The sequence below is a fragment of the Paraburkholderia hiiakae genome, assembly GCF_904848665.1.
GTDB classification, from domain to species: domain Bacteria; phylum Pseudomonadota; class Gammaproteobacteria; order Burkholderiales; family Burkholderiaceae; genus Paraburkholderia; species Paraburkholderia hiiakae.
On record NZ_CAJHCQ010000012.1, the window covers coordinates 201,112 to 227,481 of the forward strand.

Consider the following 26,370-nt stretch of genomic DNA (forward strand, 5'->3'; position numbering starts at 1 on the left):
CAAGCGCTTCGCGTTTCGCGCCCTCGTCGTTCATACGCGAATGAGGGTCGCAGTAACTGCACCAGCAGCACCAACCGAATCCGCTTGCGACGTTTGCCGTCGAGCACACTCGAAGCTACTTAAATCTGGACAGGACAGTTTTTTACTATGAAGACCGCACAGGAACTCCGCGTCGGCAACGTCGTGATGATTGGCAGCGACGCCATGGTCGTGCAAAAGGCCGAGTACAACAAATCGGGCCGTAACTCCGCCGTCGTGAAGATGAAGTTCAAGAATCTGCTGACCGGCGCGGGCATGGAAACCGTGTACAAGGCCGACGACAAGTTCGAAGTCGTGATGCTGGATCGCAAGGAAGTGACCTACTCGTACTTCGCCGACCCGATGTACGTGTTCATGGACGCCGACTACAACCAGTACGAAGTCGAAGGCGAGATGATGGCCGACGCCCTGAACTACCTCGAAGACGGCATGGGCTGCGAAGTCGTGTTCTACAACGAGAAGGCCATCTCGGTCGAACTGCCGACCGTGCTCGTGCGCGAGATCATCTACACGGAACCGGCCGTCAAGGGCGACACGTCGTCGGGTAAGGTCCTGAAGACCGCCAAGCTGAACACCGGCTTCGAACTGCAAGTGCCGCTCTTCTGCAACATCGGCGACAAGATCGAAATCGACACGCGTACGAACGAGTACCGCAGCCGCGCCTAAAGCCCTCTGCTGGCCACTGCGGTCTACTGCAGCGCAAGGACGCCTGCCCCGCTGCCCTCGCGGCAAAGGCGGCAAGCGTCGTGAAAGCGCCCCTCGGGGCGCTTTTTCTTTTTTTGCTGAACGTGTATGTTTGAGAGTGCTACGGAAAACCTTACCGGTTATGCCTAACGAATTGCGTACTTGCCGCCTTCAGCAAGCAGGCGGCGAGCAAACGCAGCGCGCACCGGTCAGAGTGACTCCCGCGGCACGGTTTCTGCTGCAAGGTGAGAGAGCATGCGTTCCACACTCTTTCCCCCTTATCAGGAGAAACACAATGAACAACGACATTGCTGAAGGCAAGTGGAAGCAGTTGATCGGCAAGGCCAAAGCGGCGTGGGGCGAGTTGACGGACGACGAACTCGCGAAAGCCGAAGGGCGCGCGGATCGGCTCGCCGGGCTAATCCAGGAACGTTACGGCAAGACGCGTGACGAGGCAGAACTGGAGGTGCGCCGCTGGTTCGACGCACACCGGCCGCTCGACTGACGTACCGTCCGCGGCATGGCCGGTACGGTCGCCGCCCACTTGCAGGCAAACAGGGGGTTGCACGCACGCCAAAGCGCCAGGCGCTTCGGGCTTGCGTTGCTGCCCGGCCGCCACGCTGCCGGGCAACGCCGTCGCGCCCCCGCTCTGGCGCAGCACAACTGGGAGGACCGGAACTGAACACCCCGCTTCGAGACATCTCCGTGGTCTCGGTGAAATCTTTCGCATCGTGCCGCGCTTACGCGCGCCGCGCGGCTGTCTGCCGGGGCGCGCACGCTACCCCGCGCGGGCAGCGCCGGCGCGCATGCGCTCATCCGTAAGCTGCTACCGCCATGCCACACGCCCTGATTGTCGAAGACGATCCCAATAGCCTGTCAGGTCTCTCTGCGATCCTGACGGCCGACGGGTTCTCCGTCGACACCGCCGCCACGCTCGCGCAAGCGCGCGCCGCACTGGCGCGCTTCATTCCTGATGTCGTACTCGTCGATCTGAACCTGCCCGACGGCGGCGGTCTCGAACTGCTGCCGCACTTGCCCGCGCAGCCGCCAGGCGGCGCGCTGCCCGTGATCGTGATGACCGGCAACGCCACGGTCGAAAGCGCGATCGAAGGCCTGCGCCACGGCATCTGGGACTATCTGCTCAAGCCCGTCAACATTCCACGCCTGCGCAGCCTGCTCGCACGCATTCCGCGTCCCTACGAGCTGACTGAGGAAGTACGCACGCTACGCACCACGCTGCGCCAGATGGGCCACTTTGGGCCAATGCTCGGACGCAGCAGCGCGATCCAGCATGTCTACGACACGCTCGAACAACTCGCGCCCACCGAAGCGGCGCTGCTCGTGCACGGCGAAGCCGGCACGGGCAAGGAAGTCGCCGCGCGTACGCTGCATCAGTTGAGCCGCCGCCGCAAGGGGCCGTTCGTCGTCTGCGACGCGCGCTCGCTCGTGGCAGAGGCGGCCGCTGGCCGCCCACTCGCGAGCGTGCTGTTCGGCCATGAGCGCGGCGCGTTCACGGGCGCGGAGCAGCGCGAGCCGGGGCTCGTCGATCAGGCGAGCGGCGGCACGCTCTTTATCGACGAGCTGACCGACCTGACACGCCAGCAGCAGGAAACGCTGCTGCGCGCGCTCGATTCGCAGACCTTCATGCGCGTAGGCGGCAACAGCGAGGTGGGCACCGATTTCCGCCTGATTGCCGCCACCCGTGCGATCCCGCGCGAAGCTGTCCAGCAGGGCGCGCTGCACGACGATCTATGGCTGCGCCTCGATGCCGCGGCGATCCCGCTGCCGCCGCTGCGCGAGCGCGACGACGACGCCGCCCTGCTCGCGCTCGCCTGCATTGACGAACTCAATCAGGAAGCCCAGGCGCGCGGTCTGGCCGGCGCGACGCGGCTCGTCGCGCCAGCGTTCATCCGCGAGTGCCTGGCGTATGACTGGCCGGGAAACGTGCGCGAGCTGCACGAACGCGTGAGGCGCGCGTGGCACGCCTCGGGCGAGGTGCTGGAAACCTTGCAGGCCGAGGAAAGCAGCGGCGCGGGGCCGCGCGACATGAACGGCGGCCGCGTGCAGGTGACCGTGGGCACGCCGCTCGCCGACGTGGAAGAGATGCTGATCCGCGCGACGCTCGACGCCGTAGGCGGCACGCGACACCGCGCCGCGTCGTTGCTCGGCATCAGCCCCAAGACGCTCTACAACAAGCTGCAGCGCATGCGGATGAACTGAGTCCGCGTGAAGTCCACTAAGCACGCCCGGCATGTTAAAAGGCGGCCCTTCGTTTCCGAAGGACCGCCTTTTTCGTTTTGCCGGCGCGGCAATCAGGGCATCAAGGCAACACGCTGCGCAGCAATGCCTGCGCCTCGATGTACCCCGGATCCGCCACCATCTTGTCCCAGCGCAGCGCCTTGCCGCGCGCGCGCATGCGCTTGATGCGCAGGCCCGAAGCCTTGGCGGCGCGGCGCGGCTCCATGGTGCGCAAGGCGTCCAGCACCTTCTCGGCCTCGTGCGGCTGGTTGCAGATCAGCACCATGTCGCAGCCCGCTTCGAGCGCGGCGCGTGCGCCCTCGGTGAGCGTACCGCCCTGGCGCGCGGCCTCCATCGAGAGATCGTCGCTGAAGATCGCGCCCGTGAAGCGCAGCCGCTTGCGCAGAATCTCCTCGACCCAGGTGCGCGAGAAACCCGCGGGCTTCGAATCGACCTTCGGATAAATCACGTGCCCCGGCATCACCGCCGTGAGCGAGAGCCCGAGCCAGTCGTAAGGCAGCGCGTCTTCGCCGAGGATCGCCTCGAGCGGACGCTCGTCGACGGGCACCGCGACGTGCGAGTCCGCCGTCGCGAAGCCATGACCCGGGAAGTGCTTGCCGCAATTGGCCATGCCCGCAAGCGATAGCCCGTGATTGAGACTCTTGGCGAGCAGCGTGACGACGCGCGGGTCGCGATGGAACGCGCGGTCTCCCACCACCTTCGACTGGCCGTAGCCGAGATCGAGCACCGGCGTGAACGAGAGATCGATTCCGCACGCGCGCAGCTCGCTCGCGAGGATATAGCCCACGGCCGTCGCGAGCTTCGTGGCGAGCAGCACGTCCTTGTCCCACAACGCGCCGAGGCGCCCCATGGCGGGCAGCACCGTGAAGCCGTCCGTGCGAAAACGCTGCACGCGGCCGCCTTCATGATCGACGGCGATGAGCAGGTCCTCGCGCACCGCGCGAATGGCGTCGGTCAGCGCGACGAGCTGCGCGCGGTTCTCGTAGTGGCGCGCGAACAGGATCACGCCGCCGGTCATCGGGTGCGCGAGGCGGCGCACGTCGTCGTCGTTCAACGTGGTGCCCACCACGTCGAGCATGACTGGCCCGGGATTATTCTTCATCGATGAGTTTTGTGTAGATGCCGCGCGACGCACGGCGATGGATATCAGCCGTTGACTGCGACGTTCACTTCCGCGATCACGAACGACACCGCGTAGTCGTGCTCGTCGGTGATGCTCACGCGCGCTGTGATGCCGCGTTCGTCGAGCCACTGCGCGAGTCCGCCCGAGGCGACGATCACAGGCCGGCCGCCGGGCTCGTTGAGGGTCTGCATGGCGCGCCAGGTCATCGGCATGCGCATGCCAAGGCCAATCGCTTTCGAGAACGCCTCTTTCGCGGAAAACCGCGTGCACAGGTACGCGAGGCCTCGCACTTCCGAGCGCGCCTTGCGCGCCTCGTAGACGGCGAGTTCGTCCGGGCCGAGCACGCGCGGCGCGAAGCGCCCGTTGGTGCGCTCCATGACTGCCGCCACGCGGCTCACCTGGATGATGTCGGTGCCGATACCGTAGATCGCCATGAGATTCCCGTCGATAGATGTCGATTGCGTGTGCGCGACGCGTGGGTTTGCAATCCGTGCAATCAGCCGCGTGTGCCGAGGCGCGCCGCGACCATGATCGCCTTCATTTCGCGCACCGCGTTCTCCCAGCCCGCGAAGATTGCGTGCGCAACGATCGCGTGGCCGATATTCAGCTCGACGATGCCGTCGATGGCCGCGATCTGCTGCACGTTCGTGTAGTGCAGGCCGTGGCCGGCGTTCACCTTCAGTCCGAGGCTGTTGCCGCAGTTTACGCCCGTCACCACGCGCTCGAATTCGCGTTCCTGCTCGCCCGCATCGTGCGCCTCGGCGTAGCGCCCCGTGTGCAGCTCGATCACGGGCGCGCCCGTTTCGTGCGCCGCGCGGATCTGCGTTTCGTCCGGGTCGATGAAGAGCGAGACGCGGCAGCCCGCATCCGCGAGCTGACGGCAGGCGGCGGCAACGGCGTCGAAGTGGCCCGCGACGTCGAGGCCGCCTTCGGTCGTCAGCTCCGCGCGCTTTTCGGGCACGAGGCAGACGTCGTGCGGCTTGATTTCGCACGCAATGTCTAGCATCTCAGCCGTCACCGCGCATTCGAGATTCATGCGCGTTTTCAGTTGCGGGCGCAGCGCATGCACGTCGGCGTCGACGATATGGCGGCGATCCTCGCGCAGATGCAGCGTGATCACGTCGGCGCCCGCCTCTTCGGCGAGAAGCGCCGCGCGGATCGGATCGGGATAAGCGGTGCCGCGCGCGTTGCGCAGCGTAGCGACGTGGTCGATATTCACGCCGAGGTCGATCACATTGGGCGAAGTGAGAAAGAAGCTCATAGGTTCTGCAAGTCGATCAGGATCTGGCGCGTCGCGAGCGGCGTGCCGCCAAGGTAAGTGTTCAGCAGGAAGCGCATGAGCGCCTTGCTCTGCGCAACCGTCTGGGCTCGATGGTAATCGTCCTCTTCCATGTCGAGCAACGTCTGGCCCGAAAGCCGGGGCCATTGTGCGGGCCATTCGTCCGATGCTTCGCGCACGCCGCGTTCCGGATCGAACACGTAGCGGCCCTCGGCCACCACGGCCTTGCGGGTCACGGTGCGGTTGAGCGCGAGCGCGTAGCCCGCCTCGCGCAGCAGCACGCGCTCGAACGAGCGCAGTACCTGCACGGGTGGCTCGTCGTGCGCGAGGCGCGTGAGCGTGACGACGTAGTGGCGAAAGAGTTCGGGGTGCGGGTCTTCGCGCGCGATGAACTTCACGAGCAGCTCGTTCACGTAGAAGCCGCACAAAAGTGCGTCGCCGGTCAGCGGTAACATGCCGCCGACCCACTCGGCGCCCGTGAGCGTGCGTACCTCGCCCTTGCCGGTCCACGAAAGCGCGAGCGGCTGGAACGTTTGCAGCACGCCGCGCAACGCCGAGTGCGGACGCTTCGCGCCCTTCGCGACGAGTGCCACGCGGCCGTGATCGCGCGACAGTACGTCGATGATGAGGCTCGTCTCGCGGTACGGATAGCTGTGCAGCACGAAAGCCGGCTGCTCGGCGATGCGGTAGTCGGGGGTCGTGCTGCGTGAAGCGCGCGGCAGTTGTGAGCGCGCGGTGGTCTTACGGGCCGGCCGCGGTTCGGCGCGGCCTTCGAGCGTGGCGTCGGCGCCCTCGGTCATCGCGTGGCGCGTGACGGCGCCTTTCGTCACCTTCGTGCTTCGCGTGCTCGTCGTGCTTTTCGTGGGCGAGCGCCGCGTGCCGCGGGAATCGGACGCTTCGCCCGGTGCGAATGCCTCGTCGGCCTGCGCTTCGTCGTGCGCGGGCCAGTCGTCGTGCAGGGTTCCGGCTGCGCCGTCACTCATACGCGGTGCCCGTTGTGCTTACTCGTAACCGTAGGCGCGCAGCCCGGCTTCGTTGTCGGCCCAGCCGCTCTTCACCTTCACGAAGGTTTCGAGATAAACAGGACCGTCGAAAAGCTTCTCCATGTCGAGGCGCGCCTCAGTGCTGATCTGTTTGAGCTTCGCGCCCTTCTGGCCAATCACCATCGCCTTCTGCGTGTCGCGCTCGACGAGAATCGTCGCGAAAACGCGCCGCAGCCGCCCTTCCTGCTCGAACTTGTCGATCAGCACCGTGCTCGTGTACGGCAGTTCATCGCCGGTCCAGCGGAACACTTTCTCGCGCAGGATTTCGGCGGCGAGGAAACGCTCGCTGCGGTCGGTGAGATCGTCTTCGCCGTAGATCGGCTCGCCTTCGGGCAGATACGGCTTGAGCGTCGCGAGCAGGCGCTTGATGTCGTCGGGGTTTTGGGCGGAGAGCGGCACGATCTCGCGGAACTCGCGCAGACCCTGCACCTGCTGGATGAACGGATACAGGGTGCCCTTGTCGCTCACACGGTCGATCTTGTTTGCGATCAGGATCGTGGGCGCATTCGGCGGAATCAGGTCGAGCACCCTCTGATCGTCGGGGCCGAACTTGCCGGCCTCGATCACGAACAGCACGGCATCGACCGAGCTGAGCGTGGAGGTCACCGCGCGGTTGAGGGAACGGTTGAGCGCCGTGCTGTGGCGCGTCTGGAAGCCGGGCGTATCGACGAAGATGTACTGCGCGTCGTCGATCGTGTTGATGCCGGTGATGCGATGGCGCGTCGTCTGCGCCTTGCGCGACGTGATGCTGATCTTCTGGCCGACCAGTGCGTTCATCAGCGTCGATTTGCCAACGTTCGGACGGCCGACGATCGCGACCATGCCGCAACGGAAACCGGCAGGAGTGGAAGTGGGAGCGTTCATGATCGGACCGAAATAGAAAAACGGGAGGCGCGCCCGCGGCGCGCCTGGGTGGAATCAGTGGCCGGCATCGGCCGCGCGCACGGGGATGGCCGTACTCGCTTCGGCATGCGTCTCGGCATCGGCGCTGGTGCCGCTGCTAGTCGCGGTTTGCGCGCGCTCGACGGTGCGCAGCGCCGATTCGGCTTTCACGGGGGCCGAGCGGTGGCCCATGGAGGCGGCGCTCGGAACGGCATCGAAGCCCGCCGCTTTGTCGGCTGGCTTGTCGCTCACTTTGTCCGCACCGCGTTCGGCTTTCTCCGCGGGCTTTTCAGCCGGCTTGTCCTTCTCCGCCACGCGCTCCTGCACGTGCGCGGCACGGATCACCGCGAGCGGCGCACCTTCGGCCGTCGCGGTTTGCGCCGGACGCTCGGTACGCACCGAAAGTCGCTCACGGCGCTCCGGTGAACGCAGATCGAGCGCGCCCTGCACGCCCGTCACGCCTGGAACGACCTCCGGCTCTGGCTTGGGAGCACGCGCGCCCTTCGAGCGGCGCGGCTTCGCAACCAGCGCCGGCGCCGCGGCCATGACTTCGTCGAGCGCCTTTTTCGCCGCGGCCTGCTCCGCCGCGCGGCGGCTCGCGCCCGAGCCCGACACCTTCACGTCCAGCTTCGGCACCGTGCATTCGACTTCGAACTGTTGATTGTGCGCCGCACCATGCGTCGCAACGACCGTGTAGGTCGGCAACGCGATCTTGTGGCCTTGCAGGTACTCCTGCAGCAGTGTCTTCGAATCCTTGCCGAGTGTGCGCGGATCGATGTGGTCGAGGATCGGCACGTAGAGGCGCTTGATGACCGTCTGGGCGGCGTCGAAGCCGCCGTCGAGGAAGATCGCCCCAAAGATCGCCTCCAGCGCGTCCGCGAGGATCGACGGGCGGCGGAAGCCGCCGCTGCGCAGCTCGCCTTCGCCGAGACGCAGGCCGTCGGCAATATTGAGGGCCTGAGCGATCTCGTAGAGCGACTGCTGCTTGACCAGATTCGCGCGCACCCGCGAGAGGTCGCCTTCGTCCAGCTTGCCAAAACGTTGGAACAATAGGGCAGCCACCGCGCAATTCAGAACCGAATCACCGAGAAATTCGAGGCGTTCGTTATGCGTGGCACTGTGACTGCGGTGAGTTAAAGCCTGACGCAACAATTCCGCATTGCGAAATTCGTAGCGCAAACGGCTTTCCAACGGAGATTGGGGCATGGGGAGAGTATAACGCGCCCGCCGCCCCCGGCGAAAACGGGGGGCGGCAGGCGAAAAACCGTGATGAAGCGACGTTACCGAGGATTCTTCAAGTAGCGCGCGAAGATGCAAGGCGAGTTGTGCGAGCAAGACTCGTGTTCGCGCATACGCTTTTTGTTGCTGCCTCTATGGCTCCTTCGCGCGGCGTGATCAACGTGCATCGCACGTCGATCAAACACACGTTACTCGAACGAACCGATGCGACGCAGGTTGCTGAAGTTCATCCAGATGAAGAACGCGCGGCCCACGACGTTCGCGTCGGGCACGAAGCCCCAGTAGCGGCTGTCCGCGCTGTTGTCGCGGTTGTCGCCCATCATGAAGTAATGGCCTGCCGGCACCTTGCAGATCACGCCGCGTGCGTTGTACTGGCAGTTATCGCGATACGGATAATCCTCTGCGCCCACGATGAACGGCGGCACCGCGGGGTTGTTGAGGATGTTGTTCTTGCGACCGTTGCCGAGGTCTTCCGTGAACTGTTTCGCGTACCCAATGCGCTCTTCGTCGAAGAAGTCGCTTTGCGGCACTTCAGGCACCGGCTTGCCATTGATCGTGAGCTGCTTGTCCTGATAGGACACCACGTCGCCCGGCAAGCCGATCACACGCTTGATGTAGTCGACCGACTCATCCTTCGGATAGCGGAACACGACCACGTCGCCGCGCTCGAGCGGCCGGCCCTGCGTGATCTTCGTGTTCGTGATCGGCAGGCGGATGCCGTAGTCGAACTTGTTCACGAGGATGAAGTCACCCACGAGCAGCGTGGGCACCATCGAACCCGACGGGATCTTGAACGGCTCCACGACGAACGAGCGTACGAGGAACACGACCAGGATGACGGGAAAGAAGCTCGCCGTGTACTCGAGCCACCACGGCTGGCGCAGCTTTTCGTTGCGCAGGTTCTGACGCGTGACAGGCGCGTTTTCATCGGCAAAACGCTCGCCGATACGCTCCTGCTGACGGTCGAACTCCGCGACCGCCGCATCGGCGGCGAGGCGCCGGCGCGGCATGAACACCAGTTTGTCTGCAACCCACGCAACGCCCGTCAAGATGACGAGCACAAAAAGTATCAGCGCAAAATTCATGTAGAGATCCGTTGTCCGGCTTATTTGCGTTACTTATTTATCTTCGACACGAAGGATGGCGAGGAAGGCCTCTTGCGGAATCTCGACCGAGCCGACCTGCTTCATCCGCTTCTTACCTTCTTTCTGCTTTTCGAGCAGCTTCTTCTTACGCGTGATGTCGCCGCCGTAGCACTTGGCCAGCACGTTCTTGCGCAACGCCTTGATGTTCTCACGCGCGATGATGTGCGCGCCGATCGCGGCCTGAATGGCCACGTCGTACATCTGGCGCGGAATGATCTCGCGCATCTTCGCCGCCACTTCGCGGCCGCGGTACTGCGACTGCGTGCGGTGCACGATGACGGACAGCGCATCGACCTTGTCGCCATTGATCAGCATGTCGACCTTCACGACGTCCGAGCTGCGGTACTCCTTGAACTCGTAGTCCATCGACGCATAACCACGCGACACCGACTTCAGACGGTCGAAGAAGTCGAGCACGATCTCCGCCATCGGGATTTCGTAGGTGAGTTGCACCTGGCGGCCGTGGTACTGCATGTTGATCTGGCTGCCGCGCTTTTGCGTACAGAGCGTGATGACCGAACCCACGTAGTCCTGTGGCATGTACAGGTTCACCGTGACGATCGGCTCGCGAATCTCGCCGATCTTCGAGGGCTCCGGCATCTTCGCCGGGTTCTCGACCTTGATCAGGGTGCCGTCCGCCTGCACGACTTCGTACACCACGGTCGGCGCCGTGGTGATGAGGTCCATGTCAAACTCGCGCTCCAGACGCTCCTGCACGATTTCCATGTGCAGCAGACCGAGGAAGCCGCAGCGGAAACCGAAGCCCAGCGCCTGCGAAACTTCCGGCTCGTATTGCAGCGAAGCATCGTTGAGCTTCAGCTTTTCGAGCGATTCGCGCAGCGCGTCGTACTGGTTCGCCTCGACCGGGTAAAGGCCCGCGAACACCTGCGGCTTCACTTCCTTGAACCCCGGCAGCGGCTCGGGTGCCGGCTTCATCGCGTGCGTGACGGTGTCGCCCACCTTGGTCGAGGCGAGCTCCTTGATACCGGCGATGATGAAGCCCACCTGCCCCGCCGAAAGCTGCTCGAGGTCGCGCGACTTCGGCGAGAACACGCCGACGTGCTCGACCGGATACTGCGCGCCGGTGGCCATCAGCTTGATCTTGTCCTTCGGACGCAGCGTGCCGTTGACGATACGCACGAGCATCACGACGCCCACGTAGTTGTCGAACCACGAGTCGATGATGAGCGCCTGCAGCGGCGCTTGCGGATCGCCCTTGGGCGGCGGCACCTTGGCGATGAGCGCTTCGAGCACGTCCTCCACGCCGAGGCCGGTCTTCGCGCTGCAGCGCGTGGCGTCGGTCGCGTCGATACCGATCACGTCCTCGATCTCTTCGATGGCGTTTTCGGGGTTGGCGGCGGGCAGGTCGATCTTGTTGAGCACCGGCACGACTTCGACGCCGAGTTCGATCGCGGTGTAGCAGTTCGCCACCGTCTGCGCCTCGACGCCCTGGCTCGCGTCCACCACGAGCAGTGCGCCCTCGCATGCGGAGAGCGAGCGGCTCACCTCATACGAGAAGTCGACGTGCCCTGGCGTATCGATCAGGTTCAGGTTGTAGACCTTGCCGTCACGCGCCTTGTACGAGAGCGCGGCGGTCTGCGCCTTGATCGTGATGCCGCGCTCGCGCTCGAGATCCATCGAGTCGAGCACCTGCGATTCCATTTCACGGTCGGACAGGCCGCCACACAGCTGGATGATGCGATCGGCGAGCGTCGACTTGCCATGGTCGATGTGCGCAATGATCGAGAAGTTACGAATATGATCCATTCAGTACCGATCAAGCGAAAAAGGCGCGCCCCAAACGATAGCTGGGCACGCCTCGTAAACAGATGAAAAACCGGACTATTTTAGCCGAAAAGGGGTCCCACAGGCGAACCGTCCGGGACGTATTGGAAGTCTCATGGCGCGGGTGCACGTCACGCGGCGCACCGCACGCGCGTTTCACGCACCGCTCGGCGCCTGCGGCAGCGCGCTCGGTGCGTCGGCGCCCAAGCCCAGCGTAGCGCGCACGCGCGCCTCGTCGAGATGGTAGTGGCACAGCTCGATGCCGTCGCAAAGGAGCACCGGCACGAGTTCGCCGTAACGCGCCTCCAGCGCGGGGTCGGAATCGACATCGACGAGGTCGAGCCGCGCGCCCGCCGCAGCGGCGAGCGGCTCGAGCGCCACGCGCATCTCCTCGCACAGATGACACCACGCGCGCCCGTACAGCACGAGGTGCGCGCTCGCACGCTCGAGCGCGCCCGGCGCTGCCGACGAATACCGCAAGGGCGGGCGCATCGGCGTTACTTCTGCCCCGGCGCGCGCGGGCGCAGCGGCACAAACTGCGTGTTGTCGCCGCGCCGCACGAGCACCGCCACCATCTTCTGCGGGTCGAGGTGCGAAGTCACGTCCTGGAACTGTTTCGCGCCCGTGATATCCGTGTCGCCCACGCGCAGGATGATGTCACCCTTTTGCAGGCCGGCGCGCGCTGCCGGGCCGTCCACCGCATCCACCATCGCACCGCCCTTGATCTTGAGCTGGGCGAGCTGGTCGGCGGGGATATCGACCACCGCGATACCTAGCGCGTTCAACGCGCGCGGCTTGGGCTCGGGCACCTTTTTCGGGTCGGCCTTCGCGCTCTTGTCGGTCTGCATCTCGGCGATCGTGATCGGCAGATCGCGCGTCGCGCCCTTGCGCCAAACCGTGACGGTCGCCTTGGTGCCCGGCTTCGTATCGCCAACCATGCGCGGCAGGTCGGTCGCGGCTTCGACGCTCGTGCCGTTGAACTTCAGGATGATGTCGCCCGGCTGGATGCCCGCCTTGTCGGCCGGGCCGCCCGGCTCGACGCTGGAGACGAGCGCGCCTTGCGCCTTGGGCAAACCGAGCGAGTCGGCCACGTCCTTCGTCACCTCGCCGATCGCCACGGCAATGCGGCCGCGCGTGACCTTGCCCGTCGACTTGAGTTGATCCGCCACGCGCATCGCCTCGTCGATCGGAATCGCGAACGAAATGCCCATGAAGCCGCCAGTGCGGCTATAGATCTGCGAGTTGATGCCGATCACCTCGCCTTGCATGTTGATGAGCGGCCCGCCCGAATTCCCGGGGTTCACGGCCACGTCGGTCTGGATGAACGGCAGATAGTCGCCCGTGTCACGCCCCTTCGCGCTCACGATGCCCGCCGTCACGGTGTTCTCGAGGCCGAACGGCGAACCGATCGCTACGACCCACTCGCCCACGCGCACCTTGTTCGAATCGCCCATCGTCACGGCCGGAAGATTCGCGGCCTGGATCTTCACCACGGCAACGTCCGTGCGATCGTCCACGCCGATCAGCTTCGCCTTGAATTCGCGCTTGTCGGTCAGCGTCACATAGATGCTGTCCGCGTCGTCGATCACGTGCGCGTTGGTCATCACGTAGCCGTCGCTCGAGAGGATGAAGCCGGAGCCGACGCCGCTGTTCTGTTCAGTGTCGTTGCCGCTGTCCGGGCCCGAGTCCGAACCGCCGCCGCCCTGGCTTCCGCCTTGACCGCCGCCGCCTTGCCCCCCGCCTTGACCGCCGCCTTGTCCACCCTGCGGCCCTTGCGGAAGCGGGATGCCAAAGAAGCGGCGGAAGAATTCCGACATGTCGCCTTGATCCATGCCCGGCGGGAGTCCGCGCTGGGCCGTGGAGACTCGCGTGGTGGTGCGGATATTGACGACCGACGGCCCCACTTTGTCTACGAGGTCGGCGAAGTCGGGCAAGTTGGCGGCCGGCGCCGCCGATGCCACGTGCGGTGCGAACGGCAGGCACGCCGCCACGACCGCGGCCGCGAAGAATTTGCGCAGCGGGAGAATCGTCATATCGAAGTCAGCCGAAGGAAGGAGTTACCTGGGAGCCTTGTATTCTATGGCAGACGCGAACTGCTGCAACGTGGTCTGGGGCACTTCGCCAAGCAACGTGATGAAGTAATCGCCGTTGCGCTTCACGAGCACGTGGGTTGCGCCACTGCTGCCCGAGCCTTCCTTGCGACTGTTGTTCTTGACCGGTTCGATAAAGACCGAAAGCGTAGACAGTCCGTCAGAGAATACGGCCTGATCGACCGGAATAGGCGGTTCGCTCGCGTCGCGTGCGGCCATGGGCCGCCGCACTTCGCGAACCTTCTGAAAGCCCGGTGCGGTCTGGCCGAATGACCAGCCCTGTGCTTCGATGTCGACCGGCTGGAGCGGCGGGCGCACCACGTTCCAGCCCTCGATATTGCGCATGCCGTTCACGATAGGCGTCTTGTCGACGGGACCACCGATGCGCACTTGCGTGAACGCGAGCTGCTGGAGCACCTGGCCATTCGAAGGGTCGAGCATCTGCGAACGCAGCAGCAGACCGGTTTTCGCGTCAGCCCACAGCTTGTAGGCGAAGCGGAAATTGTCCTTCGGGTCGAGCTGGATCACCTGGCTGTCGAGGCCCGCCACGCGGTCGTTGCCGAGCATCTTCGGCTCGTAGACGCTGAGCACCTGGTCACCGCTCGTGGAAAGGAGCGCCGGGAAAGCGTCCTTGTTCTGGCGCTTTTCGACGACGAGCAGCTTGCGCTCGGGCACGAAGGTATAGAGGTCGTCGTTGTGGCGCAGCATCGTGCGCGGCTTGCCGTCGAGGCTTTCGAGCTTCTCGAACTCGCCGTCCTGTTTCGAGGCGTAGTGCGTGATACGCGAGGACTGTACGAACTCGCCGCGCTGATAAACGAAGGTGCCTTCGTAGCTTTGCTGCTGGGCGGCCTGCTGGATGCGGTCGAGCAACTGTGCCGCGCTCTGGCGCGTGGCGGCATCAGCCGCGGACGGGCCTTGCGCGTGGGCACGCGGGGCGACAGACAGAGCGGTGAACATCACGGCTGCGCAGCACAGGAATGCCGGCAACCGCCCCCAGATCGTCTTTTTATTCAACCGCAATGTCTGCATCAAACTTATTGGCCTTGCGTGGTAAGAGCGGCTGAGCGGATGTACGGCATGGAATCCGATATAACCGGCTGCTGCGCGAACTGCTGATGCGCCTGGAGATATTCGTCGAGGCGCGCGTCGCGGATGATATTACCGTCCTGAGCCCCCGCGACTGGCGCCGGCGTGGTGTTCAACGCCACGCGCTGCACACCGTCGCCCTGCGACTGAACGGCGGCGATTTGCGGCGCGCCGGCCATGCCCACGCCGCGCATTTGCGGCATGACGATCCACGTGAGCGTGGCAGCCGCGGCAGCCACGGCCAACGACGGCATCACGCGGCGGCGCAACGCCAGAATACGGCCCACGCGCTCATTGCGGCCAGCCTGCGCCTGCGGCAGCGCGGCGGGCGCGAGCAGATGCGGCTCCGCTTCGAAGCGCGCGGCGAAACCCGTCATGAAGGCGCGGCTTGCCGCCTGACTGAGTGCCAGATCGTCCGAGCGCAACACGTCGCCGATCAGGTGGTACTCCGACCAGGCTGCGCGCCCTTCGCCGTCGAGTTCCAGATAATTTCCGTTCAGATGCTCCTGCGCCGACGCTTCACCGTCGACGAAGGCGGACAGACGCTCGCCGCGCGAGCTTGATACCGATTGCATCGAGACCGAACCCATGATGCTCCCCATTCCCTAACAGACGTCCCTGGTGACACCAACTCATTCTGGTGAATCGCATCGCCGCCCGGGGCGACGCTGGTTGTTCTTCTTACCAGCGCTTGCCTTCCGGAGTGTCCAGCAGCGGACGCAATTTTGCCGCAATGGCTTCCCGAGCGCGGAAAATTCTCGATCTGACGGTGCCGATCGGGCACCCCATCATTTCGGCGATTTCCTCGTAGCTTAGGCCTTCTATTTCCCGAAGCGTAATGGCGGTGCGCAACTCTTCCGGTAAAACCGCCATTGCAGCATTGACCGTCTGTGCGATCTGCTTGCTCATCAACATCGACTCGGGCGTATTGATATCCCTTAGTTGATCGGCGTCCGAGAAAGTTTCCGCTTCTTCAGCATCCGCCTCGGTAGATGTCGGTGCGCGTCTTCCCTGCGTCGCAAGGTAGTTCTTTGCCGTATTGACAGCAATTCGGTACAACCACGTATAGAAAGCCGATTCGCCACGAAACTGCGGAAGTGCGCGGTAAGCCTTGATGAAGGCGTCCTGGGCCACGTCCTCGACCTCGGCGGGATCCCGCACGAGGCGCGAGATCAGCCGGATGATCTTGCGGTGGTACTTCGAGACCAGGAGCTCGAACGCGGCCTTGTCGCCTTTTTGCACGCGCTCGACCAGAACCTGATCAATTTCTTTTTCGCTCACCTGAAAAATCCGTTAGCACATGAAGGAGACGTGGGGGCACCATTGTAGCGTCCCCGCCACGGTCTCACGTTACGCGAGTAACAGCGGTTACAAGCTTTACAGCGAAAGGAAGCTCAGCGACCGGCCGCGCTGCGGGCGCGCACGGCGAGTGTACGGAAGATATCTGCCGGAACGGCGTCGGCGGTAACGAGAATCGTCGCGCGGCGTGCGCCCTGCTCCACGACGAGTGCGAGCAGCCATGCGCCCCATTGCGACGCGCCGGCGAGCCGCCCGGCCGCGAGGCAGGCGCCATCACGCGAATACGCCGCGAGGAAATCTGACCCGATTTCGATGAACGCCGGTTGCTTGCGACGCCAGGCCGCAGCCGCAAGACCACCGGTCGCGAGGAATGCCAGCGCGACAGGCAAGGCTTGCCAGACGCCGAGCCACGGCGCAAGCGTCGTGTAGACGGCGGCCGTGGCCACGCCCAAGCCCGCGGCAACGAGGCATTGCAGCGCGAGAGACGGACGCAGGGAAAGAAGCGGCGCGCCCGCGCGCCGCGAGGGGAAAGCAGGAACGCGGCCGGCCGACGGAGTCGGCGCGGCCGCTGTCTCGTCGTGCGGAATCAAGCGTGACGCTTGAAGACGAGCGTGCCGTTCGTGCCGCCGAACCCGAACGAGTTCTTCAGCGCGACGTCAATCTTCATGTCCCGCGCGGTGTTCGCGCAGTAGTCCAGGTCACATGCCGGATCCTGGTTGAAGATGTTGATCGTCGGCGGCGACACCTGGTTGTGCACGGCCAGCACCGTGAACACTGATTCCAGGCCGCCCGCGCCACCCAGCAGGTGGCCCGTCATCGACTTGGTGGAGTTCACGACGATGTCCTTCGCATGATCGCCAAAGGCGCGCTTGATCGCCGTGGTTTCCGCGAGGTCGCCCAGCGGCGTGGACGTGCCGTGCGCGCTCAGCCAGTTCACTTCGTTGGCGTTGACGCCCGCGTTCTTCATCGCGGCGATCATGCAGCGGCGCGCACCATCGCCATCTTCCAGCGGAGCGGTCATGTGATACGCGTCGCCGCTCATGCCGTAGCCGCCGATTTCCGCGTAGATCTTCGCGCCACGTGCCTTCGCATGCTCGTACTCTTCGAGCACCATCACGCCGGCGCCCTCGCCAAGCACAAAGCCGTCACGGTCCTTGTCCCATGGACGGCTCGCCGTCGCCGGATCGTCGTTGCGCTGCGAGAGAGCGCGCGCCGCCGCGAAGCCGCCGATGCCGAGCGGCGACACGGTCGATTCCGCGCCACCCGCGATCATCACGTCGCAGTCGCCGTATTCGATCAGACGCGACGCTTCGCCGATGCAGTGTAGACCGGTCGTGCAAGCCGTAACCATCGCCAGATTCGGGCCCTTGAGGCCGTACTTGATCGACAGATGGCCCGAGATCATGTTGATGATCGAGGCCGGCACGAAGAACGGCGAAATGCGGCGCGGACCGCGATTGAGCAGTTCGGTTTGCGTGACTTCGATCATCGGCAGACCGCCGATGCCCGAGCCTACGTTCACGCCGATCCGTTCCGCGTTCGCTTCGGTGACTTCGAGCCCACTGTCCTTGATCGCCTGGATACCCGCAGCGATGCCGAAATGGATGAACGTATCCATATGGCGCGCTTCTTTTGCCGGCATGTAGTCTTCGACGTTGAAGCCCTTCACTTCGCCGGCAAAACGGGTCGAGAAGTTCGTAGCGTCGAACTTCGTGATGTTGGCGATGCCGGACTTCCCGGCGACCAGATTGGCCCAGCCGTCGGCAACATTATTGCCAACAGGCGAAATCAGCCCCAGGCCTGTAACAACAACTCGACGACGGCTCACGGTAACCCCTTATCCATAGATGACAAAAACAAAAGCCACAGAGGCCACAGGAAATGCTCCTGTGAGCCCTGTGGCTAGTTGACCGGCAGATGCCCCGCAGCGAGTGCGGCAGGCGTATGCGGTTTCACGGGCGAGCGTCCTCGCGGGCCGCCAGCGCGCATGCGTTGCGCGGCCCACGCGGGAATCGGGCGCTTAGGCCTTGACGTTCGCGCGAGCGTAGTCGATCGCTTGCTGAACCGTCGTGATCTTCTCGGCTTCCTCGTCCGGGATTTCCATGCCGAACTCGTCTTCGAGAGCCATGACCAGTTCGACGGTGTCGAGCGAGTCGGCGCCCAGATCGTTCACGAACGAAGCTTCGTTCTTGATTTCAGCTTCGGCGACGCCCAGTTGCTCGGCGACGATCTTCTTGACGCGCTGTTCGATGTTGTCCATTACCCCTCCAAGGGAAAAAAGTTAGCTCATGAATGCGAGTGCGCGCATTTTATCAGGTTTGACCTGGCTGAAAAGCGGCGCTCAAGGTTCCGGAATGGCTATCCGCGACGGCGCTTGAGCAAGGTTTTTGCATCAAGCGCATCAAGGCGCGGATAGTACCTGAATCCGGTTAAGACATATACATGCCGCCGTTCACGTGCAACGTCGTGCCCGTGATATAGGCCGCCTGCGGCGACGCGAGGAATGCGACCGCGTGCGCGATGTCGTCCGGGCTGCCGAGGCGGCCCAGCGGAATCTGCTGCTTGAGCGCGGCTTGCTGCTCCGCCGGCAGGTCCTTCGTCATGTCGGTGTCGATGAAACCCGGCGCGACGCAGTTCACGGTGATGCCGCGGCTACCGATCTCGCGTGCGAGCGCGCGCGTCATGCCCGCCACGCCGGCCTTGGCAGCCGCGTAGTTGGCCTGACCCGGGTTGCCCGACGAGCCCACCACCGAAGTGATGTTGATGATGCGGCCGCCTTTGGCCTTCATCATCGGGCGCAGCACGGCGCGAGAGAGGCGGAACACCGACTTCAGGTTGGTGTCGATGACCGAATCCCACTCGTCGTCCTTCATGCGCATCGCCAGGTTGTCCTGCGTGATGCCCGCATTATTGACGAGAATCGCGAGACCGCCGAATTCCTTGACCGTTGCGTCGATGAGCGCTTCCGCCGCAGCGGCGTCGTTCACGTTCAGCACGGCGCCGCGGCCCTTCAAGCCCGCTTCTTCGAAGGCGGCCGAGATCGCCTGTGCGCCGGCTTCGCTCGTTGCCGTGCCGATCACCGTCGCGCCCTGGCGCGCGAGTTCCAGCGCGATCGCGCGGCCGATGCCACGCGTGGCGCCGGTCACGATTGCGGCTTGATTGTCGAGAGTCTTTTCCATCGTTTGAATCCGTTAGCGGTGGTGGCGAGGCGCTTACGCCTTCACAAGCGCGAGCGCTTCATCGAGCGACTTCGGATCGAGCACCGAGGCGCCGACCAGGTTGCCGTCAATACGCTTCGTGAGGCCCGCGAGCACCTTGCCCGGACCGCATTCGACCACGTGCGTCGCGCCTTGCGCAGCGATGGCCTGCACGCATTCGACCCAGCGCACGGCGCCAGCGGCCTGGCGCACGAGCGCGTCGCGGATCTTCGCAGGGTCGGTTTCGAAGGCCACGTCGACGTTGTTCACCACGGGAATTTGCGGCGCGTTCAGCGTGACGTTCGCGAGGTAGTCGCGCAACTGATCCGAAGCGGGCTTGAGCAGCGACGAGTGGAACGGCGCCGACACCGGCAGCGACAGCGCGCGCTTGGCGCCCTTCGCCTTGGCGATTTCACAGGCCTTCTCGACCGCGCCCTTGTGGCCTGCGATCACGACTTGCGCCGGCGCGTTGAAGTTGACGGCTTCGACCACGCCGCCGCTTTCGGCTGCGGCTTCGGCGCAGACTGCACGCACCGTGTCGTCGTCGAGACCGAGCACGGCGGCCATGCCGCCTTCGCCCACCGGCACCGCGCTTTGCATGGCCTGGGCGCGAAAGCGCACGAGCGGCACGGCGTCGCGGAACGCGAGCACGCCGGCGGCGACGAGCGCTGTGTATTCGCCGAGGCTGTGGCCCGCGACGATGGCCGGCGCCGGGCCGCCCGCCTGCTGCCACGCGCGATAAACAGCGTAGGCGGCGGTAAGCATGACCGGCTGCGTGTTGGTGGTGAGGTTGAGTTCTTCAGCAGGGCCTTCGGCGATCAGCTTGCCGAGGTCCTGGCCGAGCGCGTCGGACGCTTCTTGCAGCGTCTCGCGCACGGTGGCGTTATCGGCGAAGGCGTCGAGCATGCCAACGGCCTGCGAGCCTTGCCCAGGAAAAACGAACGCAAATTTCATAACGTCCCCAAATTCGATCAATACGGGTGGGCAATGCGCTCGGATGAACCGCCGCTGGCTGCGCACAACGTGCATGTCGTACGTACAGCCCGGCTGCGGGAGCGCGAAAGCCCGCTCAGGATGCCTAGAAGCGGATGACGGAGGCGCCCCAGGTGAAGCCGCCGCCCACGCCTTCGATCAGCACGTGCTGGCCGCGCTTGATGCGGCCATCGCGCACCGCGACGTCAAAGGCGAGCGGGATCGAGGCCGCCGAGGTGTTGCCATGCTCGCCCACCGTCACCACCATGCGCTCGGCGGGCAGGCCGAGCTTGCGGCAGGTGCCCTGCATGATGCGGATGTTGGCCTGGTGCGGAATCAGCCAGTCGACCTGGTCGGCGGTGAGTTGCGCCTTGTCGAGCGCCTCGATCGCGACCTTTTCGAGCACGTTCACGGCGAGCTTGAACACGGCCTGGCCGTCCATGTGCAGGAATGCGTTGCCGGCGATCACGCCGCCATTCACGTTGCCAGGCGTGCACAGGATGTGCGCGTAGCTGCCGTCGGCGTGAAGCGCGCTCGAAAGCACGCCCGGTTCGCTCGACGCCTGCAGCACGATCGCGCCTGCGCCGTCGCCGAACAGCACACAGGTGGTGCGGTCGTTGAAGTCGAGAATACGTGAGAAGGTTTCCGCGCCGACCACGAGCGCCGTGCGGTGCTGGCCACTGCGGATCAGGCTGTCGGCCACCGAAACGGCATACGCGAAGCCCGAACACACGGCCTGCACGTCGAACGCCGCACCGTGATTGCGGATGCCGAGCTTGTTCTGCAAGAGGCAGGCCGTGCTCGGAAACACGAAATCGGGCGTGGAAGTGGCAACGATGATGAGGTCGATCGACTGCGGATCGACATCGGCCGCCGCGATCGCGCGCTGCGACGCCGCAAGCGCGAGATCGCTCGTGGTGACGTCGGGCGCGGCGAAGTGGCGTGCGTGAATGCCCGTGCGGGCCACGATCCACTCGTCGCTCGTCTCGACGCCTTTCGCGGCAAGCCGTTCGGCCAGTTCCTGGTTGGTGACGCGATCAGGCGGAAGATAGCTGCCCGTGCCGATCACGCGGGAATAGAGAGTCGATTGAGCCATTATGCCTTCGAGGATGATGCGGCGCCGGGTGGTACCTCGCCCGCTGCCTGGCTGGGCGCGCTAGTAGCCTGCCCCGCCTGCGCGGCTTGCACGTTCTGGGCGCCGCCGGGCTCGTCTGCCGCCTGTTCGAGCGAACCGGCGTTTTCTTCCATGGCGCGAGCGAGGCGCTCCAGCACGCCATTTTTGACGGCATCATACCCGCGATTGATCGCACACTCAAACGCGTAGGCATCGGCCGAGCCGTGGCTCTTGATGACGAGACTCTTCAAGCCGAGCAGCGCCGCGCCGTTGTACTGGCGATGGTCCACACGCTTCTTGAAGCGCATCAGCACGGGCAGCGCGGCAATCGCCATGAGCTTCGTGAGCCACGAGCGGCCGAACTCTTCCTTGATCATGTCGTTGAGCATCTGCGCGAGGCCCTCCGACGTCTTGAGCGCGACATTCCCAACGAAACCATCACAGACAATGACGTCGACGGTGCCCTTGTAAATGTCGTTACCTTCGACGTTGCCGCGGAAGTTCAACGTGCTCGCGCGCAGGAGCTCGCCCGCGCGCTTGATGGTCTCGTTGCCCTTGATGACCTCTTCGCCGATATTCAGGAGCCCGATGGTTGGGCGATCCTTCCCCTCGAGCGCCGCGACGAGCGCATGACCCATCTCCGCGAACTGCAGCAGATGCTGCGGCTCGCAGTCGACGTTCGCGCCGAGGTCGAGCATCGTCGTATAACCGCGCGGATTGGGCAGAGCAAAGGCGATAGCCGGGCGTTCGATGCCAGGCAGCGTCTTGAGCACATAGCGCGAAACGGCCATCAGCGCGCCGGTGTTGCCGGCCGAGATGCAGGCTTGCGCCTCGCCCTCTTTCACGCGATTGAGCGCGACGCGCATCGACGAATCTTTTTTCTTGCGCAGGGCGACTTCGACTGGATCGTCCATTTCGACGACCTCAGTGGCGGGCACGACGGTAAGCGCGGGATGGTCCGCCGCCTTCAGCTTTTTCAACTGGGCGCGAACCGCCGACTCGACGCCCACGAGCATGAGATGCGCGTCGGGGTGCGAGCGGACGAAATGGACTGCGGCAGGCACCGTCACAGACGGGCCGTGGTCGCCTCCCATGCAATCTATCGTGAGCGTAACAGTCATGGAATGCGACGGATTTCAGGCATAAAAAAGCGGCAGTTAAATGCCGCCTTTTTGCCGAGCCGAAATATGGTCAAGCGAACGGAATCGTCAGATGCGACGCCAGGCTGGAAGCCACGCGCCGCAAGCTGGAACGATTAGTCGTTCTTGGTCTTGACGACTTTCTTGCCGCGGTAGTAGCCGTTCGGGCTGATGTGGTGACGCAGATGCACTTCACCCGTGCTCGGCTCGACGGCCAGCGGCGCGCCCGTGAGGAAATCGTGCGAGCGGTGCATACCGCGCTTCGACGGCGACTTCTTGTTTTGTTGAACTGCCATGATAACTCCTGAAAATTTTCCGAATTCTAACACAGCCCGATCCGGCCGCCGCCACCCTTGGGTGGGTGGCCGGACTCCGGGCTCAGGCCCACGCGTCTGATACTGCCTGTCCCACGCAGCCGCCTAAGGCTTACCTTAGTGCTTGCTGCCGGGACCGTCCTTCTTGAGCGATTCGAGCGCCGCAAACGGGTTGACGCGCTCTTCCGGCTCGATTTCCTGCTCCGGCACGTCGTCCACGGAATCCACGCCCTCCGCGCCGTCGGGGCCCGAGGCGAGACTTTCGTGAATTTCCGGACAGACTTCGTGCTTCGGCACCAGCGGCAGCGAGAGCAACAGCTCCTCTTCGATCAAGTCGACGAGATCGAAATGGCGCGAGCCCACGATCACTTCGACTTCATCGTCGTCGAGCGGCAACTCGTCCGCCTCTTCTTCCGTCTGAACGATACGGAAGGTCGCACCCGCATTGAATGCCTGCTCGTACGGAGCGAGGCACCGCTGGCACGTGAGCCACGCGCCACCGTGAACGGCGAGGCGCAGGTATGGCTGCGGCCCTTCGGTGCCGTTGTCCTGCAATTCCTGCTGGATAAAGCCCGCAGCCTGCCAGGTGAACGCGGTATCGCGATCTGGCGCCTCGGCCGGGACTTCGTTTAACATGCGCGGCAGTTGCGAGACGCGCACGACGCCTGCTGCCTCGCGCTCGCTGCGCGCGAATTCGAAGATATCGAAGTCGCGCGGGTTCAGTTCAGCGCCAGCAGGCTTACCAGTTTGTTCGGTCATGTGCGCTCTCCTGCTTCAAGGCTTGGGCGACCGGCGAGCGATGCGCGAAAGCCGACAGTGGCTCGCAGCAATCCAGCTTGCACCGGCCCGCACTGGCCTGCATTGACCATCGGCACGCTACTCTCGGCAAGACCTTTCGAGCCTTTCGCGTCGCTTTTCATGTCGTAACGCCGGAAAATACAGGCGCCCACACAAGACGTGCGACGAGAGCATACCGATGAAAAGCCCAAAATCATATCGCCTTTATCTTTGTGAGTCAAACACTTAAGCTCGCGTACGCAAGTGTCTGTGCGAGCGCGGTTTTCCGGCGTCCCTGACGGCGCTTTGCGGGAAATCCGTCCCCGTTTTCGAGACAAAATCGACCCGAAAACCCCAAACCACAGTCGCCCATTCCAGTCACGTCAGTCACATTCGGCAGCCGTTTTCATACTTCGATCGAACATGCAGGATTCTCCCTCGCAGGCCCCGCGCACGGGCCGCCCTACTCTCATCCTCGCCTCCAGCTCGCGCTACCGGCGCGAGCTGCTCGAACGTCTGCGCATTCGTTTCGAGACTGCCGTACCCGCCATCGACGAAACGCCGTATCCCGGCGAAACGCCTGAGGCGACGGCGCTGCGTCTCGCCGCTGCGAAGGCCCGCGCCGTGGCCGCCGCCCTGCCCGCGGGCGCCGCGCGCACGCTCGTGATCGGCTCCGACCAGGTCGCCACCTTCGATGGCCGCCAGATCGGCAAGCCCGGCACGCACGAACGCGCGCTCGAACAGCTGCAGGCCATGCGCGGCCGCGACGTGTTGTTCCATAGTGCCCTGAGCCTGCTCGACACGGCTACTGGCCAAACGGATACCGTCGATATCGTCACGAAGGTGCGCTTTCGCGACTTGCCCGATGCGGCGCTCGACGCCTATCTGCGCACCGAAACGCCGTATGACTGCGCGGGCAGCGCGAAATCGGAAGGGCTCGGCATCGCGCTGCTCGAAGCGATCGAATCGGACGATCCCACCGCCCTGATCGGCTTGCCGCTCATCGCGCTCACGCGCATGCTGCTCGCCGCGGGCTATCCGCTGCTGGAGACGCAAGTATGACGAACGCAACGAGGGGCACCCTCTATTTGATCCCCAACACGCTCGGCGAAGGCGACGATGCCGCGCTCAACGCCGTCCTGCCCATGCCCGTACGCGAACGGGCGGGCGCGCTCGCAAGCTACATCGGCGAAAACGCGAAGACCACGCGCGCCTTCCTCAAGCGCGTGGGCACGACGCGTCCGATCCAGGACATCGAAATCCGCGAACTGAACGTCAACACGCCCGCAGGCGAAGTCGACAAGCTGCTCGCGCCGCTCGTCGCGGGCATCGACACGGGGCTCGTTTCCGAGGCGGGGGTGCCCGCAGTCGCCGATCCCGGCGCGCTGCTCGTGCGGCGCGCGCACGAGCGCGGCATCAAGGTCGTGCCGCTCGTGGGCCCGAGTTCGATCCTGCTCGCGTTGATGGCGTCGGGCCTGAACGGCCAGAGCTTCGCGTTTCACGGCTACCTGCCCGTCGACGCGAACGAGCGCGTGAAAAAGCTGCGCGAGCTGGAGCAGATCTCGCGCAAGGGCAAGCAGACGCAGATCTTTATCGAGACGCCCTATCGCAACCGCACGCTGCTCGACGCTCTGCTCGCGACCTGCGCGCCCTCCACGCTCGTGTGCGTCGCCGCCGATCTCACGCTGCCCACCGAGACGATCGTGAGCCGCGCCGTGTCCGACTGGAAGAAGAAGCCCGCACCCGAATTGCACAAGCGGCCGGCGATTTTCCTGCTGCTCGCGAACTGAACTCGCTTTCGTGCAGAAAAACGAATCGGCCGCTGCGCAACCATCGCGCAACGGCCGATTTTTCTTGACGACGAGCGCAAGCCGCAGTGCCGCCAGCGCTCAGTGCATCGACAGCTTGCCGCCCATCAGCAGCGAATGCACGGCCGCGGAGCCGATGTTCGCGCCCACGCGCTTCGCCACGCGATCGGTGAGGCTCTGCTTGACCGTGTAGTCGACGACGTCCGGCGCCTTGATGACTTCGCGCGCCACGTAATCGGTGTCGCCGTAGCCGTCGGCGAGACCGAGCTCCACGCTCTTCTGCCCGGTCCAGAACAGGCCCGAGAAAATATCCGGTGAGTCCTTCAGGCGCTTGCCGCGACCCGCCTTCACGGCGTCGATGAACTGCTGGTGGATCTGGTCGAGCATCTCCTGGGCGTGCGCGTCCATTTTCGGCGTGTCGGGCGAGAAGGGATCGAAGAAGCCCTTGTTTTCGCCGGAAGTGCGCAGGCGCCGCTGAACACCGAGCTTGTCCATAAGTCCGGTAAAGCCGAAACCATCCATCAGCACGCCGATCGAGCCCACGATGCTCGCCTTGTTGACGTAGATCTTGTCGGCGGCGGCCGCGACGTAATAGCCCCCCGAAGCGCACATGTCGCCCACCACCACATACAGCGGGATGGCCGGGTATTTCGTGCGCAGACGGTGGATCTCGTCGTTGATGATGCCGGCCTGCACCGGGCTGCCGCCAGGGCTGTCGATGTGCAGGATCACGCCCGCAGTGCCGTCGTCGTCGAAGGCGCTGTCTAGCGAGCTGATGATGTCGTCGGCGTTCGCCGAAGTGTCGGAGCCGATTTCGCCGTCGAGCGAAACGAGCGCCGTATGACGCCCTTCACTCTCCACACGCGCGCCAGAAAGATCGAGGATCGCCCACGCGATCACCACGAACACAGCGAGAAACGCGAAGCGAAAGAAGATGCGCCAGCGCCGCGCCGCGCGCTGTTCGGTGATCGCCGCGAGCGCGATGCGTTCGAGCGCCTCGCGCTCCCAGCCAGGCGCGCCGCGGTCTGACGAAGCCGCGCGGGGCGCTTCGTTCGATTCAGGGGTCGGATTATCGGACATGCGAGCGGGTAACGGG

General features: G+C 64.5%; 28 protein-coding genes. 5 read left to right on the forward strand and 23 right to left on the reverse strand.

Features of this window, described 5'->3' with window-relative positions; all coding sequences use genetic code 11:
* Positions 1 to 147 precede the first annotated feature (147 nt).
* The 3 genes from efp (at position 148) to JMY28_RS22900 (ending at position 2,943) form a co-directional block, all read left to right on the forward strand.
* Complete coding sequence (efp, locus tag JMY28_RS22890) at positions 148 to 705, forward strand: elongation factor P (protein WP_201698187.1); 558 nt, start codon at positions 148 to 150, stop codon at positions 703 to 705.
* Positions 706 to 1,018: 313 nt separating this feature from the next.
* Positions 1,019 to 1,228, forward strand: coding sequence for a CsbD family protein (locus JMY28_RS22895; RefSeq protein WP_201698188.1), 210 nt, complete (start codon positions 1,019 to 1,021; stop codon positions 1,226 to 1,228).
* 329 nt (positions 1,229 to 1,557) lie between these two features.
* Complete coding sequence (locus tag JMY28_RS22900) at positions 1,558 to 2,943, forward strand: sigma-54-dependent transcriptional regulator (RefSeq protein ID WP_201698189.1); 1,386 nt, start codon at positions 1,558 to 1,560, stop codon at positions 2,941 to 2,943.
* 100 nt (positions 2,944 to 3,043) lie between these two features.
* Here JMY28_RS22900 and nagZ read toward each other — a convergent pair whose 3' ends face one another.
* The 22 genes from nagZ to JMY28_RS23010 form a co-directional block, all read right to left on the reverse strand.
* Entirely contained in the window at positions 3,044 to 4,084 is a 1,041-nt protein-coding gene (gene nagZ / locus JMY28_RS22905; RefSeq protein ID WP_201698190.1) for a beta-N-acetylhexosaminidase, read from the reverse strand.
* A 44-nt stretch (positions 4,085 to 4,128) separates the two neighbouring features.
* A complete protein-coding gene (gene acpS, locus JMY28_RS22910) occupies positions 4,129 to 4,539 on the reverse strand; it encodes a holo-ACP synthase (RefSeq protein WP_201698191.1) in 411 nt (136 codons plus the stop codon).
* A gap of 62 nt (positions 4,540 to 4,601) precedes the next feature.
* Positions 4,602 to 5,366, reverse strand: a complete 765-nt coding sequence (gene pdxJ, locus JMY28_RS22915; protein ID WP_201698192.1) for a pyridoxine 5'-phosphate synthase — start codon at positions 5,364 to 5,366, stop codon at positions 4,602 to 4,604.
* Positions 5,363 to 6,367, reverse strand: a complete 1,005-nt coding sequence (recO, locus tag JMY28_RS22920) for a DNA repair protein RecO (RefSeq protein ID WP_236596992.1) — start codon at positions 6,365 to 6,367, stop codon at positions 5,363 to 5,365. Before recO ends, pdxJ begins: the two co-directional genes overlap by 4 nt.
* 18 nt (positions 6,368 to 6,385) lie before the next feature.
* Positions 6,386 to 7,291: a GTPase Era gene (gene era / locus JMY28_RS22925; protein WP_201698193.1), complete on the reverse strand. Its 906-nt coding sequence runs from the start codon at positions 7,289 to 7,291 to the stop codon at positions 6,386 to 6,388.
* Positions 7,292 to 7,345: 54 nt separating this feature from the next.
* A complete protein-coding gene (gene rnc / locus JMY28_RS22930) occupies positions 7,346 to 8,515 on the reverse strand; it encodes a ribonuclease III (RefSeq protein WP_201698194.1) in 1,170 nt (389 codons plus the stop codon).
* Between the two features lie 221 nt (positions 8,516 to 8,736).
* On the reverse strand, positions 8,737 to 9,633 hold the full coding sequence (gene lepB, locus JMY28_RS22935; protein ID WP_201698195.1) for a signal peptidase I: 897 nt from the start codon (positions 9,631 to 9,633) through the stop codon (positions 8,737 to 8,739).
* A gap of 33 nt (positions 9,634 to 9,666) precedes the next feature.
* On the reverse strand, positions 9,667 to 11,460 hold the full coding sequence (gene lepA, locus JMY28_RS22940; RefSeq protein ID WP_201698196.1) for a translation elongation factor 4: 1,794 nt from the start codon (positions 11,458 to 11,460) through the stop codon (positions 9,667 to 9,669).
* 174 nt (positions 11,461 to 11,634) lie between these two features.
* Entirely contained in the window at positions 11,635 to 11,970 is a 336-nt protein-coding gene (locus tag JMY28_RS22945) for a glutaredoxin family protein (RefSeq protein ID WP_201698197.1), read from the reverse strand.
* Between the two features lie 5 nt (positions 11,971 to 11,975).
* Complete coding sequence (locus JMY28_RS22950) at positions 11,976 to 13,511, reverse strand: DegQ family serine endoprotease (RefSeq protein ID WP_201698198.1); 1,536 nt, start codon at positions 13,509 to 13,511, stop codon at positions 11,976 to 11,978.
* A 24-nt stretch (positions 13,512 to 13,535) separates the two neighbouring features.
* Positions 13,536 to 14,597 (reverse strand): MucB/RseB C-terminal domain-containing protein, encoded by a 1,062-nt coding sequence (locus JMY28_RS22955; protein WP_201698252.1) that lies wholly within the window; start codon positions 14,595 to 14,597, stop codon positions 13,536 to 13,538.
* Between the two features lie 5 nt (positions 14,598 to 14,602).
* Positions 14,603 to 15,244 carry a sigma-E factor negative regulatory protein gene (locus JMY28_RS22960; protein WP_201698199.1) on the reverse strand — a complete coding sequence of 214 codons (642 nt, stop codon included), beginning with the start codon at positions 15,242 to 15,244 and terminating at the stop codon, positions 14,603 to 14,605.
* Positions 15,245 to 15,335: 91 nt separating this feature from the next.
* Positions 15,336 to 15,935, reverse strand: a complete 600-nt coding sequence (gene rpoE, locus JMY28_RS22965; RefSeq protein ID WP_027795258.1) for an RNA polymerase sigma factor RpoE — start codon at positions 15,933 to 15,935, stop codon at positions 15,336 to 15,338.
* 113 nt (positions 15,936 to 16,048) lie between these two features.
* Complete coding sequence (locus JMY28_RS22970) at positions 16,049 to 16,543, reverse strand: hypothetical protein (RefSeq protein ID WP_236596993.1); 495 nt, start codon at positions 16,541 to 16,543, stop codon at positions 16,049 to 16,051.
* Positions 16,540 to 17,781 (reverse strand): beta-ketoacyl-ACP synthase II, encoded by a 1,242-nt coding sequence (fabF, locus tag JMY28_RS22975; protein ID WP_201698200.1) that lies wholly within the window; start codon positions 17,779 to 17,781, stop codon positions 16,540 to 16,542. The genes JMY28_RS22970 and fabF overlap by 4 nt, the downstream gene beginning before the upstream one ends.
* Before the next feature lie 192 nt (positions 17,782 to 17,973).
* A complete protein-coding gene (gene acpP / locus JMY28_RS22980; RefSeq protein ID WP_004197638.1) occupies positions 17,974 to 18,213 on the reverse strand; it encodes an acyl carrier protein in 240 nt (79 codons plus the stop codon).
* Positions 18,214 to 18,382: 169 nt separating this feature from the next.
* Positions 18,383 to 19,132, reverse strand: coding sequence for a 3-oxoacyl-ACP reductase FabG (gene fabG / locus JMY28_RS22985; protein WP_133183608.1), 750 nt, complete (start codon positions 19,130 to 19,132; stop codon positions 18,383 to 18,385).
* A gap of 33 nt (positions 19,133 to 19,165) precedes the next feature.
* A complete protein-coding gene (fabD, locus tag JMY28_RS22990) occupies positions 19,166 to 20,104 on the reverse strand; it encodes an ACP S-malonyltransferase (RefSeq protein ID WP_201698201.1) in 939 nt (312 codons plus the stop codon).
* A gap of 124 nt (positions 20,105 to 20,228) precedes the next feature.
* Positions 20,229 to 21,218, reverse strand: coding sequence for a beta-ketoacyl-ACP synthase III (locus JMY28_RS22995; RefSeq protein WP_201698202.1), 990 nt, complete (start codon positions 21,216 to 21,218; stop codon positions 20,229 to 20,231).
* Entirely contained in the window at positions 21,218 to 22,357 is a 1,140-nt protein-coding gene (gene plsX, locus JMY28_RS23000) for a phosphate acyltransferase PlsX (protein ID WP_201698203.1), read from the reverse strand. The genes JMY28_RS22995 and plsX overlap by 1 nt, the downstream gene beginning before the upstream one ends.
* Before the next feature lie 134 nt (positions 22,358 to 22,491).
* Positions 22,492 to 22,671 (reverse strand): 50S ribosomal protein L32, encoded by a 180-nt coding sequence (rpmF, locus tag JMY28_RS23005; protein ID WP_018441573.1) that lies wholly within the window; start codon positions 22,669 to 22,671, stop codon positions 22,492 to 22,494.
* Between the two features lie 135 nt (positions 22,672 to 22,806).
* On the reverse strand, positions 22,807 to 23,448 hold the full coding sequence (locus JMY28_RS23010; RefSeq protein ID WP_201698204.1) for a DUF177 domain-containing protein: 642 nt from the start codon (positions 23,446 to 23,448) through the stop codon (positions 22,807 to 22,809).
* Between the two features lie 441 nt (positions 23,449 to 23,889).
* Here JMY28_RS23010 and JMY28_RS23015 point away from each other — a divergent pair, with 441 nt between their 5' ends.
* Together JMY28_RS23015 and JMY28_RS23020 are read left to right on the forward strand one after the other, a co-directional pair.
* Positions 23,890 to 24,528: a Maf-like protein gene (locus tag JMY28_RS23015; RefSeq protein WP_201698205.1), complete on the forward strand. Its 639-nt coding sequence runs from the start codon at positions 23,890 to 23,892 to the stop codon at positions 24,526 to 24,528.
* Positions 24,525 to 25,256 carry an SAM-dependent methyltransferase gene (locus JMY28_RS23020; protein ID WP_201698206.1) on the forward strand — a complete coding sequence of 244 codons (732 nt, stop codon included), beginning with the start codon at positions 24,525 to 24,527 and terminating at the stop codon, positions 25,254 to 25,256. The genes JMY28_RS23015 and JMY28_RS23020 overlap by 4 nt, the downstream gene beginning before the upstream one ends.
* Positions 25,257 to 25,355: 99 nt before the next feature.
* Here JMY28_RS23020 and JMY28_RS23025 read toward each other — a convergent pair whose 3' ends face one another.
* Positions 25,356 to 26,354 carry a S49 family peptidase gene (locus JMY28_RS23025; RefSeq protein ID WP_201698207.1) on the reverse strand — a complete coding sequence of 333 codons (999 nt, stop codon included), beginning with the start codon at positions 26,352 to 26,354 and terminating at the stop codon, positions 25,356 to 25,358.
* Between the last annotated feature and the right edge of the window lie 16 nt (positions 26,355 to 26,370).

Bases quoted from the DNA above. Each gene is read 5' to 3' on its own strand.
- JMY28_RS23015 (WP_201698205.1), top strand. From the start codon at position 23,890: ATGCAGGATTCTCCCTCGCAGGCCCCGCGCACGGGCCGCCCTACTCTC.
- JMY28_RS22960 (WP_201698199.1), bottom strand. From the start codon at position 15,244: ATGGGTTCGGTCTCGATGCAATCGGTATCAAGCTCGCGCGGCGAGCGT.
- rnc (WP_201698194.1), bottom strand. From the start codon at position 8,515: ATGCCCCAATCTCCGTTGGAAAGCCGTTTGCGCTACGAATTTCGCAAT.
- JMY28_RS22945 (WP_201698197.1), bottom strand. From the start codon at position 11,970: ATGCGCCCGCCCTTGCGGTATTCGTCGGCAGCGCCGGGCGCGCTCGAG.
- JMY28_RS23020 (WP_201698206.1), top strand. From the start codon at position 24,525: ATGACGAACGCAACGAGGGGCACCCTCTATTTGATCCCCAACACGCTC.
- recO (WP_236596992.1), bottom strand. From the start codon at position 6,367: ATGAGTGACGGCGCAGCCGGAACCCTGCACGACGACTGGCCCGCGCAC.
- JMY28_RS22955 (WP_201698252.1), bottom strand. From the start codon at position 14,597: ATGCAGACATTGCGGTTGAATAAAAAGACGATCTGGGGGCGGTTGCCG.
- nagZ (WP_201698190.1), bottom strand. From the start codon at position 4,084: ATGAAGAATAATCCCGGGCCAGTCATGCTCGACGTGGTGGGCACCACG.
- lepA (WP_201698196.1), bottom strand. From the start codon at position 11,460: ATGGATCATATTCGTAACTTCTCGATCATTGCGCACATCGACCATGGC.
- pdxJ (WP_201698192.1), bottom strand. From the start codon at position 5,366: ATGAGCTTCTTTCTCACTTCGCCCAATGTGATCGACCTCGGCGTGAAT.
- acpS (WP_201698191.1), bottom strand. From the start codon at position 4,539: ATGGCGATCTACGGTATCGGCACCGACATCATCCAGGTGAGCCGCGTG.
- JMY28_RS22995 (WP_201698202.1), bottom strand. From the start codon at position 21,218: ATGGCTCAATCGACTCTCTATTCCCGCGTGATCGGCACGGGCAGCTAT.
- efp (WP_201698187.1), top strand. From the start codon at position 148: ATGAAGACCGCACAGGAACTCCGCGTCGGCAACGTCGTGATGATTGGC.
- acpP (WP_004197638.1), bottom strand. From the start codon at position 18,213: ATGGACAACATCGAACAGCGCGTCAAGAAGATCGTCGCCGAGCAACTG.
- JMY28_RS22895 (WP_201698188.1), top strand. From the start codon at position 1,019: ATGAACAACGACATTGCTGAAGGCAAGTGGAAGCAGTTGATCGGCAAG.
- fabD (WP_201698201.1), bottom strand. From the start codon at position 20,104: ATGAAATTTGCGTTCGTTTTTCCTGGGCAAGGCTCGCAGGCCGTTGGC.
- plsX (WP_201698203.1), bottom strand. From the start codon at position 22,357: ATGACTGTTACGCTCACGATAGATTGCATGGGAGGCGACCACGGCCCG.
- JMY28_RS22950 (WP_201698198.1), bottom strand. From the start codon at position 13,511: ATGACGATTCTCCCGCTGCGCAAATTCTTCGCGGCCGCGGTCGTGGCG.
- JMY28_RS23025 (WP_201698207.1), bottom strand. From the start codon at position 26,354: ATGTCCGATAATCCGACCCCTGAATCGAACGAAGCGCCCCGCGCGGCT.
- JMY28_RS23010 (WP_201698204.1), bottom strand. From the start codon at position 23,448: ATGACCGAACAAACTGGTAAGCCTGCTGGCGCTGAACTGAACCCGCGC.
- era (WP_201698193.1), bottom strand. From the start codon at position 7,291: ATGAACGCTCCCACTTCCACTCCTGCCGGTTTCCGTTGCGGCATGGTC.
- rpmF (WP_018441573.1), bottom strand. From the start codon at position 22,671: ATGGCAGTTCAACAAAACAAGAAGTCGCCGTCGAAGCGCGGTATGCAC.
- lepB (WP_201698195.1), bottom strand. From the start codon at position 9,633: ATGAATTTTGCGCTGATACTTTTTGTGCTCGTCATCTTGACGGGCGTT.
- JMY28_RS22900 (WP_201698189.1), top strand. From the start codon at position 1,558: ATGCCACACGCCCTGATTGTCGAAGACGATCCCAATAGCCTGTCAGGT.
- fabG (WP_133183608.1), bottom strand. From the start codon at position 19,132: ATGGAAAAGACTCTCGACAATCAAGCCGCAATCGTGACCGGCGCCACG.